General features: G+C 69.4%; 9 protein-coding genes and 1 pseudogene. 7 read left to right on the forward strand and 3 right to left on the reverse strand.

The features are described 5' to 3' along the window. The first annotated feature begins 2 nt into the window (after nucleotides 1–2). The 5 genes and pseudogenes from ACSU1G_RS19970 (at nucleotide 3) to ctaD (ending at nucleotide 5,896) form a co-directional block, all read left to right on the forward strand. Nucleotides 3–1,862, forward strand: coding sequence for a phospho-sugar mutase (locus ACSU1G_RS19970; RefSeq protein WP_439281744.1), 1,860 nt, complete (start codon nucleotides 3–5; stop codon nucleotides 1,860–1,862). 9 nt (nucleotides 1,863–1,871) lie between these two features. Beyond that, the gene (gene deoC, locus ACSU1G_RS19975; RefSeq protein ID WP_439281745.1) at nucleotides 1,872–2,531 is read left to right on the forward strand and encodes a deoxyribose-phosphate aldolase; all 660 of its coding nucleotides are present in this window, start codon (nucleotides 1,872–1,874) and stop codon (nucleotides 2,529–2,531) included. An 89-nt stretch (nucleotides 2,532–2,620) separates the two neighbouring features. Further along, nucleotides 2,621–2,872: a hypothetical protein gene (locus ACSU1G_RS19980; protein ID WP_439281746.1), complete on the forward strand. Its 252-nt coding sequence runs from the start codon at nucleotides 2,621–2,623 to the stop codon at nucleotides 2,870–2,872. A 77-nt stretch (nucleotides 2,873–2,949) separates the two neighbouring features. Then, nucleotides 2,950–3,951, forward strand: coding sequence for an acyltransferase family protein (locus ACSU1G_RS19985; protein WP_439281747.1), 1,002 nt, complete (start codon nucleotides 2,950–2,952; stop codon nucleotides 3,949–3,951). A gap of 233 nt (nucleotides 3,952–4,184) precedes the next feature. Next, nucleotides 4,185–5,896, forward strand: a pseudogene (ctaD, locus tag ACSU1G_RS19990) (aa3-type cytochrome oxidase subunit I). Nucleotides 5,897–5,952: 56 nt separating this feature from the next. Here ctaD and mfd read toward each other — a convergent pair. After that, entirely contained in the window at nucleotides 5,953–9,696 is a 3,744-nt protein-coding gene (gene mfd / locus ACSU1G_RS19995; RefSeq protein ID WP_439281748.1) for a transcription-repair coupling factor, read from the reverse strand. A 122-nt stretch (nucleotides 9,697–9,818) separates the two neighbouring features. On the opposite strand from mfd, the gene ACSU1G_RS20000 reads away from it, so the two are divergent. After that, complete coding sequence (locus tag ACSU1G_RS20000) at nucleotides 9,819–10,328, forward strand: DUF2505 domain-containing protein (RefSeq protein ID WP_439281749.1); 510 nt, start codon at nucleotides 9,819–9,821, stop codon at nucleotides 10,326–10,328. A gap of 66 nt (nucleotides 10,329–10,394) precedes the next feature. Here ACSU1G_RS20000 and ACSU1G_RS20005 read toward each other — a convergent pair whose 3' ends face one another. Beyond that, the gene (locus tag ACSU1G_RS20005; protein WP_439281750.1) at nucleotides 10,395–11,375 is read right to left on the reverse strand and encodes a ribose-phosphate diphosphokinase; all 981 of its coding nucleotides are present in this window, start codon (nucleotides 11,373–11,375) and stop codon (nucleotides 10,395–10,397) included. A 72-nt stretch (nucleotides 11,376–11,447) separates the two neighbouring features. Next, the gene (gene glmU / locus ACSU1G_RS20010) at nucleotides 11,448–12,986 is read right to left on the reverse strand and encodes a bifunctional UDP-N-acetylglucosamine diphosphorylase/glucosamine-1-phosphate N-acetyltransferase GlmU (protein WP_439281751.1); all 1,539 of its coding nucleotides are present in this window, start codon (nucleotides 12,984–12,986) and stop codon (nucleotides 11,448–11,450) included. A gap of 238 nt (nucleotides 12,987–13,224) precedes the next feature. Here glmU and ACSU1G_RS20015 point away from each other — a divergent pair, with 238 nt between their 5' ends. Further along, entirely contained in the window at nucleotides 13,225–17,157 is a 3,933-nt protein-coding gene (locus ACSU1G_RS20015) for a N,N-dimethylformamidase beta subunit family domain-containing protein (protein WP_439281752.1), read from the forward strand. Nucleotides 17,158–17,628: the final 471 nt, after the last annotated feature.

The raw sequence follows: 17,628 nt of genomic DNA on the forward strand, positions 1-17,628 counted from the left end.
ACATGACCGACTCCCCCGCCCAGCAGCCCGTCCACGAGCCCGCGCCCGGTCCCGTCCTCGAACCCGCACTGGTGGCCGCCGCCGTGGAATGGGCACGTCAGGATCCCGACGACGGCGACCGCGCGGTCCTCGAGGCCGAGATCGCCGCGGCGCAGGGCGGGGATGGCACGGCCGCCGCGTCCCTGGCCTCCCGCTTCGCCGGGCCCCTGGCGTTCGGTACGGCCGGCCTGCGCGCCGAGGAGGGCCCGGGCCCGGCCCGGATGAACCGCGCCGTGGTGCGGCGCACCGCGGCCGGATTGGCCTCCTACCTGCTCGGGCGCCTGGACGCGCTGGACCTCCCTGCCACCGCCCCAGCCGCCAGCCCGGCCGTCACCCCGGCCACCACCGCGGCCGTCACCCCGCGCCCAGCGGGTGTCGAGGCGGACCGGAAGAGCCGGCGCCCGCGCGTCGTGGTGGGATATGACGCCCGCCGCGGGTCCCGGGGATTCGCCCTGGACTCGGCGGCCGTCTTTACGGCCGCCGGGCTGGACACGATCCTGCTGCCCTCCGCGCTGCCCACCCCGGTGCTGGCCTTCGCGGTGCGGCACATGGACGCGGACGCCGGGGTCATGGTGACGGCCAGCCACAACCCGCCCACGGACAACGGCTACAAGGTGTACCTGGGTGGCCGGATGACGGACGAGGCGGGCCGCGGCGCGCAGATCACCACGCCGAGTGACCGGGAGATCGCCGAGTGCATCGACCATGAGGCGCCGCTGGACTCGATCCCGCTGGCCCAGGACGGCTGGGCCGTGGCCGAACGGGGCATCGCGGCGGCCTACCGACTGGCCGCCTGCCGGGTGCTGGACCCCGAGAAGACCGCCCACCGGAGGCTGAACGTGGTCTACACGCCGCTGCACGGGGTCGGCGGCACGATCCTGCCGGACCTCTTCGAGGACGCCGGCTTCGACAGGCCGTTCGTGGTGCCGGAGCAGGCTGAGCCGGACCCGGCCTTCCCCACCGTCGCGTTCCCCAACCCGGAGGAGCCGGGCGTCATGGACCTCGCCCTCGCCGCCGCCCGCGCGCGGGGCGCGGACCTGGTGGTCGCCAACGACCCCGACGCCGACCGGCTGGCCCTGGCGGTCCCGGATCCAGCTGCCGAGGGCGGCTGGCGCATGCTCACCGGAGACGAGGTCGGCGTGCTGCTGGGGCGCCACCTGATGGGCCGGTTGCGGCCGGCGGGTGCCGTGGTGGCGAACTCCGTGGTGTCCTCCCGCCTGCTCTCCCGGATGGCGGCCGAGGCGGAGGTGCCGCACGAGACCACGCTGACCGGGTTCAAGTGGATCTCCCGGGTGCCGGGGCTCGGCTATGGCTACGAGGAGGCCCTCGGCTACTGCACCGCCCCGGAGATGGTGCGGGACAAGGACGGGATGACGGCCGCCCTGGTGGCGGCCGAGCTGGCCGCGGAACTGGCAGACCGGGGCCTGACCCTGGTGGACGCCCTCGACGAGGTCGCCCTGCGGTTCGGGGTGACGGCCACCGGCCAGCTCTCGGTGCGGGTGGCGGACCTGGCCCTGCTGGAGTCGATGATGACCGGTCTGCGCCGGGAACCGCCGCAGACGCTGGCGGGACAGGCCGTCGTCGAGACCATGGATCTGGCCGGCGGCTACCGGGACCTGCCGGGCACCGATGCGCTGATGTACACCACCGCGGACGACTCCCGGGTGATCGTGCGGCCCTCCGGCACCGAGCCGAAGCTCAAGTGCTACCTGGAGGTGGTGCGTCCGGTGTCCGCCCCCGCCGAGCTGCCGGCGGTCCGGGCGGAGGCCGCCGCCGGGCTGGCCGCGCTCTCCGCGTCTATCGGCGCGGCCCTGGGCCATTAGGCTGGTGCCATGAACACCGCCGAGCTCGCGAAGTACATCGACCACACCCTGCTCAAGCCCCAGGCCTCCCGCCAGGACATCCTCGCCGTCTGCGCCGAGGCCGCCGAGGCCCAGGTCAAGAGCGTGTGCGTCAACCCGGTGTGGGTCCCCACCGTGGCCGAGGCCCTGGCCGGCTCGGGTGTGCTGACATGCACCGTCATCGGCTTCCCCCTCGGCGCCACCACCACGGCGGCGAAGGTCGGCGAGACACGGGACGCCGTGGCGAACGGCGCCCACGAGGTGGACATGGTCATCAACATCGCCGCCGCCCTGGCCGGAGACCACGAGGCGCTGGTGCAGGACATCCGCGCGGTGGCACAGGCAGCCCATGAGGGCGGGGCGATCCTCAAGGTCATCATCGAGACCTGCCTGCTGGACGAGGCCGCCAAGGAACTCGCGTGCAGCGCGTCCGTGGCCGCCGGAGCCGACTTCGTGAAGACCTCCACGGGTTTCTCCACCGGTGGTGCCACCGTGGCAGACGTGGCCCTGATGCGCCGCGTGGTCGGCCCCGAGGTGGGCGTCAAGGCCTCCGGCGGGGTCCGCAGTCGAGAGGACGCCCTCGCCATGATCGAGGCCGGCGCCACGAGGATCGGTGCCAGCTCCGCCCTTGCTATCCTGAAGACCAACTAGTGATTCGTACCGAAGCACCACGGGTAGCCGCCGCCGCACCGGCCGGTGCCACCGCATGAGGAGACATTGTGATTGTTAACGGAAAACCGATGGAACACTCGGGCCAGGGCCGCTTCTGGGGCAACCTGATCATGACCGCCGTGTGCTTCGTGATCTTCTGCGGATGCCTGTACGCCATGGGCTGGTGGGACCTGGACAGCGTCTGGATCCCGGGTGGGATCGCCATGGCCCTGGCCGTGCTGACCTACCTCATCCCCCAGGAGCTGCTCGGCCGCAGCGACTCGGTGGACCACGAGGTCATCCACGCGGAAGCAACCGACGTCCGCAGCGCGGGCCACTGATCCCGGAGGGGCCCATCCCCCACGTCAACACCCCCGCGGCACCGCCGCCGAGAGCGCGTCCACGCCGGAACACCGGCGTGGACGTTCTGCGTATCGTCTCCATCGTGGCCGTGGTGGCCGGCCACGCCTACGGTCCCCGGCTGGTGGGCGGTGAGTACCTGGAGATCTGGCGGATGCCGCTGTTCTTCTTCCTCACCGGCTACTTCTGGACCCGGGGCCGGCCCCTCTGGTATGAGTTCCAGGCGCGGTGGCGGACCCTGGCGGTGCCCTACCTGATCTGGGCCGTCATCATGAGCGTGGCCGCCTGGGCCTGGACCCGGGACACCCCCGGCGAGTTCTGGGCCCTCATGGCCAACGGCTGGTACGGCGGCTCGGATCAGACCCCGCCCTGGTGGGCCTTCTGGTTCATCTCCGTGCTGTTCTTCGTGACCCTGCTGCGGCGGTTCCTCGAGCGCTTCCCCGTGGCCGTGGCCTGGGGCGTGGCCGTGCTCGGCCTGGCCCTGTCCATGCTGCCGGACAGCCTGCTCGGCCGTACCCCGCTGGGCATCGGACTGGCTGTGCCGTGCTTGTTCTTCGTCCTGGCCGGCGAGCTGTTCAAGTACTCGGTCCAACCCAGGATCACCCGGAACCGGGCGCTGATCGGGGCCGTGTGTGTGGCCCTCGGACTGCTGGCGGTGGCGCTCGGCGTGGAACCGCTGAACATCAAGTTCTCCGGCTTCGGCGATTTCCTGCTCACCCCGGTGGTCGGGGCGCTGACGGCGGCCGGGTTCGTGCTGATCTTCGGAACCGTGGTGGACCGCCTGGTGCAGGGCGGATCCCGGCCGGTCAACGCCCTGGTGCGGACCGGCACGGTGGTGGTGCTGTTCCACGGCTGGCTGTTGCAGACCCTCGTGGACGTGGGGATCCTGGCGGACGGCGCCAAGTTCGCCCTCACCGTGCTCATCAGCTGGGCCGTGGGCCTGGCCATCAACGCCACGCCGCTGTCCCCCTGGTTGTCCGGCGTGCCGGCACCGGACTGGTGGGTCTGGCGCCAGGACCGCCGGCGGGCCCGCCGGGACGAGCGCCGCGCCTCATCCTGATCACCCCGGTCGCCTACGATCCGTTGACATGCCCCCGCCTTCCTGCGCACGCTGGATGTCATCCCGCGCAAGACCTCCGGGTCCCGCGGAAGAACAGTCAGGACCAACCACCAACACTGTGAACCTGACGCCCCAGGGGTTGGCCTTCTTCATGGGCAGCCGCGCCGAGCTGTCTGGCGAGGATCCAGCAGAGCTGCTTTCACCGTTCATGTCGTGCCCGAGGGAGACGACGAATGACCACCTACGAATACGCCACGGATGACCCAGCCTCGGCCCAGCCACGGGTGGTGCCGGTCTCCAAGGGCAGGATCATCGTCAACTGGTTGACGAGTACGGACCACAAGACGATCGGGTACATGTACCTGATCGCCTCCTTCGTCTTCTTCTGTCTGGGCGGCGTCATGGCGCTGCTGATCCGCGCGGAGCTGTTCGAGCCCGGGATGCAGCTGCTGCAGACCAAGGAGCAGTACAACCAGCTGTTCACCATGCACGGCACCATCATGTTGCTGATGTTCGCCACCCCGCTGTTCATCGGGTTCGCCAACGTCATCATGCCGTTGCAGATCGGGGCACCGGATGTGTCCTTCCCGCGGCTGAACCTGCTGGCCTTCTGGTTCTTCCTGTTCGGCTCCATCATCGTGGTGTCCGGCTTCCTCACCCCCCCCAGGGTGCGGCCTCCTTCGGCTGGTTCGCCTACGCGCCGTTGTCCAACACCACGTACTCCCCGGGGGTGGGCGGGGACCTGTGGGTGTTCGGCCTGTTCCTGCAGGGCTTCGGCACCATCCTGGGCGCCGTCAACTTCATCACCACCATCCTCACGATGCGTGCACCGGGGATGACCATGTGGCGCATGCCGATCTTCACGTGGAACACGCTGATCACCGCCATCCTGATCCTGATGGCCTTCCCGCCGCTGGCCTCGGCCCTGGCGGCCCTGGGCCTGGACCGACGGTTCGGCGGACACGTGTTCGACCCCGAGAACGGTGGCGCCATCCTCTGGCATCACCTGTTCTGGTTCTTCGGTCACCCCGAGGTCTACATCATCGCCCTGCCGTTCTTCGGCATCGTCTCGGAGATCATCCCGGTCTTCAGCCGCAAGCCCATCTTCGGGTACAAGACGTTGGTCTTCGCCACCACCTCCATCGCCGCACTGTCTGCGAGCGTGTGGGCCCACCACATGTATGTCACCGGCTCCGTGCTGCTGCCGTTCTTCTCGCTGATGAGCATGTTGATCGCGGTCCCCACGGGCGTGAAGTTCGTCAACTGGATCGGCACCATGTGGCGGGGCTCCATCACCTTCGAGACCCCGATGCTGTGGAGCCTGGGCTTCATGGTCACCTTCCTGTTCGGTGGTCTGACCGGCGTCATCCTCGCCGCCCCGCCACTGGACTTCCACGTCTCCGACACCTACTTCGTGGTGGCGCACTTCCACTACGTGGTCTTCGGCACCGTGGTGTTCGCGATGTTCGCCGGCTTCTATTTCTGGTGGCCCAAGTTCACCGGCAAGATGCTCAACGAGCGGCTGGGCAAGATCCAGTTCTGGATGCTGTTCATCGGCTTCCACGGCACGTTCCTGATCCAGCACTGGCTGGGCGTGATGGGCATGCCCCGGCGCTACGCCGACTACATGGTGGAGGACGGCTTCACCCTGATGAACCAGTTCTCCACGCTCTTCTCACTCGTGCTGGGTGCCTCCGTGATCCCGTTCTTCTGGAACGTGTACATCACGGCGCGCAACGGCAGGAAGATCACCGTGGACGATCCCTGGGGCTTCGGTGGGTCCCTGGAGTGGGCGACCTCCTGCCCGCCGCCGCGCCACAACTTCCATTCCCTGCCGCGGATCCGCTCGGAACGTCCTGCCCTGGACCTGCACCACCCCGAGCTGATGCCCGCCTCCCCGCAGCATGAAGCCGAGGTCTTCGGAGAACAGGCGGCCGCCACCTGAGGACCACCGGGCCTGAGCGCTGAACTCCGTGTCAGGTCGGGGGTCAGGTCGGCGGGTCAGGCGGGCGGGTCCGGCAGGAAGATCGTCCTGAGCACCTGGGCCGCCCAGTCCAGCAGGGGCAGGTCCACCAGGTCCTTGCCGCCCACCGGCGCCGTCTTGGGCCGCGGGATCATCGCGGCCTTCAGCGCCGGCTTCACGGAGGCCCCCTTGTACATGCGCTTGAGCCGCATCTCCCGCGACTCGGGCAGATCCGCCGGTCCGAACTTCACGTTCGGACCCATCACCATCACCTCGGTGACACCGGCGGCACGGGCCGCGTTGCGGAACCGGGCCACGGCCACGAGGTTCGCGGCCGGTTCCGGCAGCTCACCGTAGCGGTCCTTGAGCTCCTCCACCACGGCGTCCACGGCCGCGTCGTCATTGGCCTGGGCCAGGTTCCGGTAGGCCTCCAGGCGTAGCCGCTCCCCCGGCACGTAGTCGTGCGGCAGGTGGGCGTTCACGGGCAGCTCCACCTTGACCTCGGCGGGCGCCGTGTCCGGATCGCCCTTGAAGTCCGCCACGGCCTCCCCCACCATGCGCAGGTACAGGTCGAAGCCCACACCCGCGATGTGCCCGGACTGTTCGCCGCCGAGCAGGTTACCGGCGCCGCGGATCTCCAGGTCCTTCATGGCCAGCTGCATCCCCGAGCCGAGCTCGTTGTGCGCGGCCACGGCCTTGAGCCGCTCCAGGGCGGTCTCGTTCAGCGACTTCTCCGGGTCGTACAGGAAGTAGGCGTAGGCCCGGTCCCGGCCACGGCCCACCCGCCCGCGCAGTTGGTGCAGCTGGCTCAGCCCGTAGGCATCGGCACGGTCGATGATCAGGGTGTTCGCGTTGGCGATGTCCAAGCCGGTCTCGATGATGGTGGTGGAGACCAGGACGTCGAACTTCCGCTCCCAGAAGTCCACCATGACCTGCTCCAGACGGGCCTCGCCCATCTTGCCGTGGGCCACCACCACGCGGGCCTCCGGCACGAGGTCACGGATCTCGGCCGCCACCTTGTCGATCGAGGAGACCCGGTTGTGCACGAAGAACACCTGGCCCTCACGCATCAGCTCGCGGCGCACAGCGGCGGTGATCTGCTGATTCGTCTTCGGCCCGACATAGGTCAGCACCGGATGCCGTTCCTCCGGCGCGGTGGCCAGGGTGGAGGTCTCGCGGATGCCGGTCAGGGACATCTCCAGGGTGCGCGGGATCGGGGTGGCGGACATGGAGAGCACGTCCACATTGGTACGCATGGTCTTCAGTACCTCCTTGTGCTCCACGCCGAAACGCTGCTCCTCATCCACGATCACCAGCCCGAGGTCCTTGAACTGGATCTCCTTGGACAGCAACCGGTGCGTGCCGATCACCACGTCCACGGAGCCGTCCGCCATGCCGTCCAGCGTCTCCTTGGACTCCTTGGGCTTCTGGAACCGGGACAGCGGCTTGACCCTCACGGGGAAGCCCGCGAACCGCTCGATGAAGGTCTCGGTGTGCTGGCGGGCCAGCAGCGTGGTGGGGACCAGGACGGCCACCTGCTTGCCGTCCTGCACGGCCTTGAACGCGGCCCGGACGGCCACCTCGGTCTTGCCGAAGCCCACATCCCCGGAGATCAGCCGGTCCATGGGCACGGCCGCCTCCATGTCCTGCTTGACCTCGTTGATGGTGGTCAGCTGGTCCGGCGTCTCGATGAACGGGAAGGATTCCTCCAGCTCACGCTGCCACGGGGTGTCCGGGGGGAAGGTGTGCCCGCGGGAGGCCATCCGCGCCGAGTACAGGCGGATCAGCTCACCGGCGATCTGTTTCGTGGCCTTCTTCGCCTTGGACTTGGTGGCGGACCAGTCCGAACCACCCATCTTGGACAGGCTCGGCGTCTCCCCGCCCACGTAGCGGGAGATCTGGTCCAACTGGTCCGTGGGCACGAACAGCCGGTCCCCCGGGGCGCCGCGCTTGGACGGGGCGTACTCCAGCACGAGGTACTCGCGGTAGGAGTCCGTTGCTGTGCCGCCCGCTCCGCCACCCGTGACGGATCCGGAGGCCACCTTGCGGCGCTGCAGCTCCACGAACCGCGCGATGCCGTGCTGGGTGTGGACCACGTGATCGCCCTCGGTCAGGGCCAGCGGATCCACGGCGTTGCGGCGCTTGCGCGCGAGCGTCTTGGTGGCGCCGCGGGCCCCGGCCGCCCGGTTGCGGCCGAACAGGTCCTGTTCGGTCAGCAGCGCCATCTTCGCGGCGGGCACGGTGAAACCGGAACCGGCGACGGCGGTCGTGATGGTCACCTGCCCGGGCTGCGGTTCGGCGCCCACGGAGTCCACCACGACGGCGGGTAGTCCGGCCTCCCCGAACAGCTCGGCCAGGCGGCGGGCCGGCCCCGCACCGTCGGTGGCGACGACGGCCTGCCAGCCGTCCCGGCACCGGCTGACGACATGGGCGGTCATGGCCTCCACGTCCCCGGCGAAGCCCTGGGGCTCGGCCAGGGCCGTGCGCAGGGCGCTGGCCTCCGGCAGCAGTTCGACGTCCGTGCCGAGACTGGTCAGCTGCCACCACCCCTGGAAGTGGCGTTGTGCGGCGGTGCGGGTCTCGGCAAGGGTGGCGAAGCCGCCGGCGCCGGCCTGGCCCTCCAGGCCGGTGGCCGACGCTGTCCCCGTGGCCGAGGCCAGGTCCACCGGGGCGGTACCCCCCATGGAGGCCGTGGCCCAGGCGGCCTGCAGGAACTCCTCGTTGGTGTTCAGCAGGTCGTCCGCGCGGTGGCGGATCTTCTCCGGCTCCACCAGCACGGTCAACGAACCGGCGGGCAGCAGGTCCACGAGGGGCACCATGCCGTCCGCCAGGACCGGGGCGAGGGACTCCATGCCCTCCACGGCCATGCCCTCGCTGACCCGTTCCAGCATGTCCACGGCGCCGGGCAGCGTGGGCATCAGCTCCTTGGCGCGGCGGCGCACGGAGTCGGTGAGCAGCAGTTCGCGGCACGGCGGGGCGTACAGGGTTCCCGGATGACCGGAACCGTCCGCCGAGGTGTCCTCCAAGGAGCGTTGGTCCGCCACCGAGAAGTAGCGCATCTGCTCCACCTCGTCCCCGAAGAACTCGATGCGCAGGGGATGGGACTCGGTGGGTGGGAAGACGTCCAGCAGGCCACCGCGCACGGCGTACTCACCGCGGCGGGAGACCATGTCTACGCGCGAGTAGGCGGCCTCGGACAGGGAGTGGACCACCGCGTCGAAGTCGTGTTCCTCCCCCACGGAGATCCGCACCGGCTCCAGGTCCCCGAGCCCGGCGACCATCGGCTGCAGCACGGACCGGACCGGTGCGGTCACCACCGCCAGTGGTGGCAGCCCGTCCTCACCCGGGTGGGTGAGCCGGCGCAGGATCGCCAGCCGGGTGCCCACGGTGTCCGAGCGGGGCGAGAGGCGCTCGTGCGGCAGGGTCTCCCAGGACGGGAAGTGGGCCACGGCCCCGGGGTCCATCCAGGCGGCCAGATCGGCGGCGAGGTCCTCGGACTCACGCGAGGTCGCAGTGACCACCAGCAGGGTGGCCGGACGGGTGAGGCCGGGGGCCGGCGTCGTGCCTTGGTCTTGTCCTTGGTCCGGTCCTTGGCCCCGGAGGTCCGCACCGGCCCCGGCGAGCAGGGCCACCAGGGGTGCCCTGGCGCCGTCCGGCAGGGAGATCTCCAGGTCTTCGGTGCGGTCCGCGCCGGTGCGCGCGGCAGAGGTGGTGGCGGCCGCGACGGCCTGGTCCTGGAGCAGGGCGCCGAACATTCCGGCCAGCGGGTGGGGACTCGTCATTCACCCCAGCATAGTTGCCCGTTATAGGCTCTTCGCGTGGTGTCCGCCACCGGCGGAGGCCACACCCGACCGACTGAACCACCCACCGAACCACAGGCGCAGCCTTGAAGGAGAATCCCACCATGGCGTTCAAGGAATCCACCACCATCGCCCATCCGCCGGCCGACGTGTTCGCGGCCCTCGTGGACGAGGCCTTCAACCGCAAGGTCACCGAAGGCCTCGGCGGCACGCTGGTCGCCTTCGAGCGTCAGGGTGAGCTGACCGGCCCCGTGTCCGTCACCATGGTGCGCTCCGTGCCCGTGGACCGGTTGCCGGAGGCCGTGCAGAAGTTCGCCGGCAAGTTCCTCGGAGACAAGCTGAGCCTGGAGCAGCAGGAGACCTGGTCCGCCCCGGGCGCGGACGGCTCCCGCACCGGCCAGCTGGTGATCACCGTGGCCGCCGCCAAGACCAACGCGACCGCGGAGCAGCTGCTGCTGCCCGTGGACGGCGGCAGCTCCGAGGTGCGCGTGACCGGAGCCGTGGAATGCAGGATCCCGATCGTGGGCAACAAGATCGCCCAGGCCGCCGAGCCCAGGGTCAGCAAGGTGCTGGGGCGACAGGCCCGCGAGGTGGCCGCCTGGCTGGCCCAGTAGACGTCACCGCCTGGTCCCGCCTGGTCCCGCCGGCCGGTCAGGGCCGGCGGGATCAGAGGTCAGCCGTCAGGCGTCGCCGTCGAACAGGCTGGTGACGGAGCCGTCCTCGAAGACCTCACGGATGGCGCGGGCCAGCAGCGGCGCGATGGACAGCACGGTCAGGCAGTCGAACTGCTTCTCCGGCGGGATCGGCAGGGTGTTGGTCACCACCACCTCACGCGCACCGGACTCGGCCAGACGCTGGGAGGCCGGGTCGGAGAGCACGGCGTGGGTGGCGGCGATGATGACGTCCTTGGCGCCGGCCTCCTTGAGCACGCGCACGGCTCCAGCGATGGTGCCGCCGGTGTCGATCATGTCATCGATCAGCACGCAGGTGCGGCCCTCGACCTCGCCGACGACCTGCTTGGACACGGCCTGGTTCGGCATGGTCAGGTCGCGGGACTTGTGCACGAAGGCCAGCGGGGCGCCGCCCAGACGCTCGGCCCACTGCTCGGCCACCCGCACGCGGCCGGTGTCCGGGGAGACCACCGTGAGGTCCTCCCCCTCGGTCTTGATGCGGATGTAGTCACTCAGCAGCGGCACGGCGAACAGGTGGTCCACCGGGCCGTCGAAGAAGCCCTGGATCTGGGCGGTGTGCAGGTCCACGCTCATGATGCGGTCGGCACCGGCGGTCCGGTACATATCCGCCACCAGACGGGCGGAGATGGGCTCACGGCCCCGGCCCTTCTTGTCCTGGCGGGCGTAGGGGTAGAACGGCGAGACCGCGGTGATCCGTTTGGCGGAGGCCCGCTTGAACGAGTCCAGCATGAGCATCTGCTCCATGAGGTGGTTGTTCAGCGGTGCCGGGTGGGACTGCAGCACGAAGATGTCCTTGCCGCGCACCGACTCGGCCGAGCGGACGTAGATCTCCCCATTCGCGAAGTCATAGGCGCTCATCGGCAGCAGCTCGGTGCCGAGCTCCTCGGCCACCTGTGCCGCCAGCTCGGGGTGGGCCCGGCCGGCGGCCAGAACAAGCTTCTTCTCGCTGTGCTGGGTGATCTCGTTCATGTGTACTTCCTGATTCTTCGTGGGGTGGCCGGCCGGGGGTGGGGAGAGCGACAGGTGAGGCGGGCGCCGGGCTCAGGCGCCGGCGTCGGGCTGGGGGGTGTTGGACAGGCGCGCCTGGGCGGCGGCCTCGGCTGCGGGGGAACCGGGGCGGCGCTCCTCGACCCAGCCCTCGGCGTTGCGCTGCGGCGCCACGGTGAGGGCCAGCGCGCCGGCCGGGACGTCCTTGCGGACCACGGCACCCGCGCCGGTGTAGGCCCCGTCCCCCACGCTGACCGGGGCGATGAACACGGTGTTGGAGGAGGTGCGCACGTGACTGCCGATCACGGTGCGGTGCTTGGCCACGCCGTCATAGTTGGCGGTGATGTTGCCGCAGCCGATGTTCGTGTACTCGCCGATCTCCGCGTCCCCGGCGTAGCCGAGGTGGGAGAGCTTGGAGCCGCGGCCGATCTGGACGTTCTTGGTCTCGTAGAACGCGCCGATCTTGCCCTGCTCGCCCAGTACGGTGCCCGGGCGGAGGTAGGTGAAGGGCCCGACGCCGGCCCGGTCGCCGATCACGGCCCCGCTGGCCTGGGTGCGGGTCACGGTGGCGCCGATGCCCACGCGCGTGTCCACCAGCGTGGTGTCCGGGCCGATCACGGCGTCCTCGCTGATGTGCGTGGAGCCCTGCAGGTGGGTGTTGGGCAGGATGGTGGTGTCCGGCTCCAAGGTCACGGTGGAGTCGATCCACGTGGTGGCCGGGTCCTGGATGGAGGTGCCCGCGCGCATGTGGCGCTGCAGGGTGCGGCGGTTCATCTCCGCGCCGAGCGCCTGCAACTGGACGCGGTCATTGGCGCCCTCCACCTGCCACTGGTCCGTGGTGGTGACGGCCGCGACGCGGCCACCGGCGGCACGGGCGATCTGCAGGACGTCGGTGAGGTACATCTCCCCCTGCGCGTTGTCCGTGGTGACCTGGGCCAGGGCGGTGCTCAGCACGGCGCCGTCGAAGGCGTAGATACCGGAGTTGACCTCGTTGACCTGCTTCTGGGCGTCCGTGGCGTCCTTGTGCTCCACGATCCCGGCCACGGAGCCGTCCGTGTCCCGCAGGATGCGGCCGTAGCCGGTGGGGTCCTCCAGCAGGGCGGTCAGCACGGTGACCGCGTTGGAGCCGGCCTCATGGGTCTGCACGAGTTCGGTCAGCAAGTCGGTGGTCAGTAGGGGGACGTCCCCGTAGGTGACCACCACGGTGCCGGACGGCGCGGCAGCTGCGGCGGGGCCGGCGTCGGGGGCTGCGGGGTGTGACAGGGCCTCGAGGCCGCACTGCACGGCCCGGCCGGTGCCCGGTACCTCGTCCTGGTCCGCGATGACCGGGGTGGTGCCGAGCCTCTCGGACAGGGACAGGATGTGGTCCGCCACCAGGTCCCGCTGGTGCCGGACCACGGCCACCAGCTCCCGCGGGTTCAGCCCCGCCGCGGCCGCGAGCGCGTGGCCGATCATGGACGCCCCGCCGATCGGGTGCAGGATCTTGGGGGTCTTGGACTTCATCCGGGTTCCCGCGCCTGCCGCCAGGACGATGACCGCTGCCGGCGCAGCCGGCCCTGCCGGCTGTGCGGGTGTCACGGGGGATTCGGTCAAGGATCTGCGCTCCTGCTTCGATAGTCCAGTGCTGGTTGACTGCCGCCGGTCAGTCTAGACCTTCGAGTGGGAGGGGTCCGAACCGGGGTGATCGCCTGGAGCGGAGCCCGGTGCTCAGCACGTGGGCTACTCGATTCTCCCGGGGTCCGGTTCCCTACTACGGAGGGCCATACCCGTTCACCGCGTGCTCGGTTCGGTCCCCATGTGCTGGGGGGCAGGGGGATCCTAGTCTGGGCCAATGCACCCAGTCTCGTCCGCATCCCCGCCACCGGTCACTGCCCACCGCCGCTACGCGCCACTGCGCCGTTGGTGGCCTGCCTTTGCCATCGTGTTCGTCGCCACGGTGTCCCTCATCCTGCCCTTCGGATGGGCGCCGATCGTGTCTGCCGCAGAGAACTGCGGGCCGGACGCCAACCGCATCGTCTGTGAGAACTCCAAGCCGGGCTCGTCGTACACCGAATGGGAGATCGAGGGCGCGGGCGACGAATCCATCCAGGGCTTCGCCACGGACATCAGCGTCAACGCGGGAAACCGGATCGATTTCAAGGTCGACACCGATGCCGCCGACTATGACATCGACATCTACCGGACCGGGTACTACCAGGGGCTGGGTGCACGCAAGGTGGCCTCCGTGGATCCGGGCGCCGCCCTGCCGCAGAAGCAGCCCGAGTGCCTCTGGGACGCCTCCACGGAAATGACCGACTGCGGTACCTGGGCCGTGTCCGCCGCCTGGGACGTGCCGGCCGATGCCGTCTCTGGCGTCTACCTGGCCAAGCTGACCCGCAAGGACACCGGCGGCGCCAGCCACATCACCTTCGTGGTGCGCAACGATGGCGTGAAGTCCGACGTCCTGTTCCAGACCTCCGACACCACGTGGCACGCCTACAACAACTACGGCGGCTCGAACTTCTATCAGGGCGGGGCCAATACCCGCGCCTACAAGATCAGCTACAACCGTCCGTTCGCCACCCGCGGCGGGATCGAGGCCCGGGACTTCTACTTCGGTGCCGAGTACCCGATGGTGCGCTTCATGGAGCGCAACGGCTACGACGTCACCTACTTCTCCAACATCGACACCGACCGCCACGGTGACCAGCTGACCGACCACAAGACCTTCCTCTCCGTCGGCCACGACGAATACTGGTCCGGCCAGCAGCGCGAGAATGTCGAAAAGGCACGCGACGCCGGCGTGAACCTCCAGTTCCTCACCGGCAACGAAGCCTATTGGCGCGTCCGTTACGAGAAGTCCCCGGCGGATCCCGCCGGCAACGACTACCGCACCCTGGTCAGCTACAAGGAGACCTGGTCCGACGGGAAGATCGACCCGGCCCCCGAGTGGACGGGCACGTGGCGTGACCCTCGCTTCGCCTCCCCGGCCGACGGCGGCGGCAAGCCGGAGAACGCACTGTCCGGAACCGCCTACGTGGTGAACTTCGGCGACCTTCCGGTGACGGTCAACGACCGTGAGGGCGATCTGAGGCTCTGGCGCGGCACCAACCTCACCAACCTGGCCGCCGGGGCCGATGAGCCCCTGGCCCCACACACGGTCGGCTACGAATCGAATGAGGACCTGGACAACGGCTTCCGCCCCGCGGGCCTGATCCACCTCTCCACCACCACGGGACAGGTGCCCGAATACCTGCAGGACTTCGGCAACGTGGTGACCCCGGGCGAGACGACCCACCATCTCACCCTGTACAAGGCCGCCAGTGGTGCGCTCGTGTTCTCCGCGGGCAGCATCCAGTGGACGTGGGGCCTCGATGACTGGCACGACGGTGACGGCGCAGCCCCGGACCCGCGCATGCAACAGGCCCAGGTCAACCTCTTCGCGGACATGGGCGTGCAGCCCGGCACGCTCCAGCCAGACCTGGTGGCCGCCCAAGCGTCTCAGGACTCCACCCCGCCCACCGTGAATATCACCTCCAAGCCCTCCGCTGCGGTCGCCCACGGCCAGAAGGTGACCATCAAGGGCACCGCCTCGGACGGTTCCGGTGCAACTGCCGGCAAGGTGGCCGGGGTCGAGTACTCCCTCGATGCCGGTGCGACCTGGAACCTGGCCGAGGGGACCACGAGCTGGTCCTTCACCTACGTCCAACAGGGCATGGGGCAGAACACCGTGCTGGTCCGGGGCATTGACGACAGCGCCAACTACCCCGCCTCCGGTACACCCATCACCGTGGACGTGACCGGTCCCTACAGCGTCTTCGGCACCAATACGCCGGGGACCGCCGACGCCGGGGACCCGGAATCGGTCGAACTGGGACTGCGGTTCACTCCCACCACGGACGGCCTGGTGACCGGCGCACGGTTCTACCTCGGCGGCGCCAACTCCGGCCCGCACACCGGATCCCTGTGGTCTTCGGACGGCACGCGACTGGCCACGGCTAGCTTCCCCAGCGGCGGCTCCGACGGCTGGCAGACCACGGAGTTCAATGAGCCCGTGGCGGTGGAGGCCGGCAACACCTACGTGGTGTCCTACTCCGCCCCGAACGGTCATTATGCCGCCGACCCGTACTACTTCTCCTACCGTGGCATCGCGGCTGCCCCGCTCACCGTCGCCGGTGGCTTCGGAGTCTCGCAGGGCGGTGTCTACGACACGAACGGCGGCTTCCCCGCCTCCAGTTACAACAGCACGAACTACTACGTGGATGCCGTGTTCGAGAGCGGTGGCGAGGCACCGTTGTCGGCAGGGACCCCCCGGCCGGCTCACACGGCCAACTCCGTGCCGGTCAACACCGCCGTCAGCGCGGTGTTGACCCGGGACGTCGTTCCCGACAGCGTCGCCATCACCGTCAAGGCCGGAACCGGCGACCGCGATCCGGGCGCACCGGCGGCTGGCACAGCCGTGCAGGGCACCACGTCCTACGATGTGGCCACACGGACGGCCACGTTCACCCCGGGCAAGCCTCTGGCGAACGGGACCCCCTACACCGTGACGCTGGCCGCCCGCGATGCGGCCGGCGAGGTGGTCACCCGTGGCAACACCTGGAACTTCAGGACGGTGTCCGCTGCATCGGAGAACGGCCCCTTCGGGTTGATCGCCGAAACCGTGGTCCCCACGACGGCCCTGGTGGACGATGGCGAGCCCGTGACCCTGGGCACGGCCTTCAGCACCACGGAGCCGGGCACGGTCACCGGACTCGAGTTCTACAAGGCCGCCGGAAACCCCGGTCCGCACGTCGGCGCCCTCCATACCTCGGACGGCACCCTGCTGGCCGAGGTCACCTTCGGCACCGCATCCGCCTCCGGGTGGCAGCACGCACCCCTGGGCACCCCGGTGAAACTGGAGACGGGCAAGGAGTATGTGGTGTCCTACCGGACCATCGAGTACTCGGCCGAGCTCGGCCAATGGGCGGAGCCAACGGCGTCTGGACCGCTGCGGACCCCGGCTGACGCGGGGCGGTTCGTCTACGGCGGGTCGTTCCCTGATGAGACGAGCACCACCAACTACCTGGTGGATGTCCGGTTCACCCCTGATGCGGTCGCGCCGGAGCCAACGCCGACCCCGGAGCCGACTCCCACCCCCGAGCCGACGCCCACCCCCGAGCCGACGCCGACGCCCACCCCCGAGCCGACGCCGACCCCCACCCCCGAGCCAACGCCGACCCCCACCCCCGAGCCAACGCCGACGACGTGTGACGCACGCGATTTCACGGACAACGCCATCGGGTCGCGCCTCTACGAACACGTCCGCTGGCTGCAGTGTGAGGCCATCACGAAGGGCTATGGGAACAACTACTACGGCAAGAACAAGGACATCTCCCGTGGTGAGTCCGTGGCCTTCATCTACCGGTACCTGGATGAGCCCTCCGCCGGAACCGATGAGGCGTTCCCTGACGTTCCGAGGAGTCACACGCACTTCGCCCCGATTTCCTGGGCCGTGAAGAGCGGGGTCACGACGGGTTACGCCGACAAATTGTTCAAGCCGGTCAAGGAAGTGACCCGTGGCGAGTTCGCGTCGTTCCTCTACCGGGCCATGAAACCCGCCCAGGAAGGGACGGTGACGTTCTCGGACGTGAAGGAGTCCAGCGCCCACTACCAGGCCATCTCGTGGATGGCTTCCGAGGAGATCTCCATCGGTTACAAGGACGACACCTTCAGGCCCGGCCGGCCCATCAGCCGTGGTGAGGTGGCCGCGTTCCTGCACCGCTACGACCTGACCTTGGATTGAACGGACAGCACGTCGCAGTAAAAGGGCGGCCGCCCCGATCCCCGTGGAATTCCACGGGGGCCGGGGCGGTTCCGTTGTTGTTCTGAACCGGTCATGGCCATGTCCGCGTCCTCACGCAAGGCCTACGTCGCCTGGGCGACACACAGCCAGGCTTCTCCACAGTCCGCCCAGGGTGGAACCGGCGTCGATGAAGGTCGCCGACCAGTCCCAGGCCGCAGCCTGGCGCGGGGCCCACGTACGAAGAGTCGTGGACTGGCTGTTGGACTCCCGCCCCGGATCACGGAGGACCCCCCGGCCGTTTACGACAACGCCTTCAGCTGGGCCGAGGAAACGGCATCCAGCAAGGCTGGGGCGGCCGAAACCGACCCTGACACACCCAGCCCGGACACACATTTCTTCCTGTGGCCCGATCAAGGGAACCGTGCTGCTCATTAAGCACCTGAGAGGCGGTGGCCTAGGCCACCGCCTCTC

The organism is Microbacterium sp. A93, from assembly GCF_051842835.1.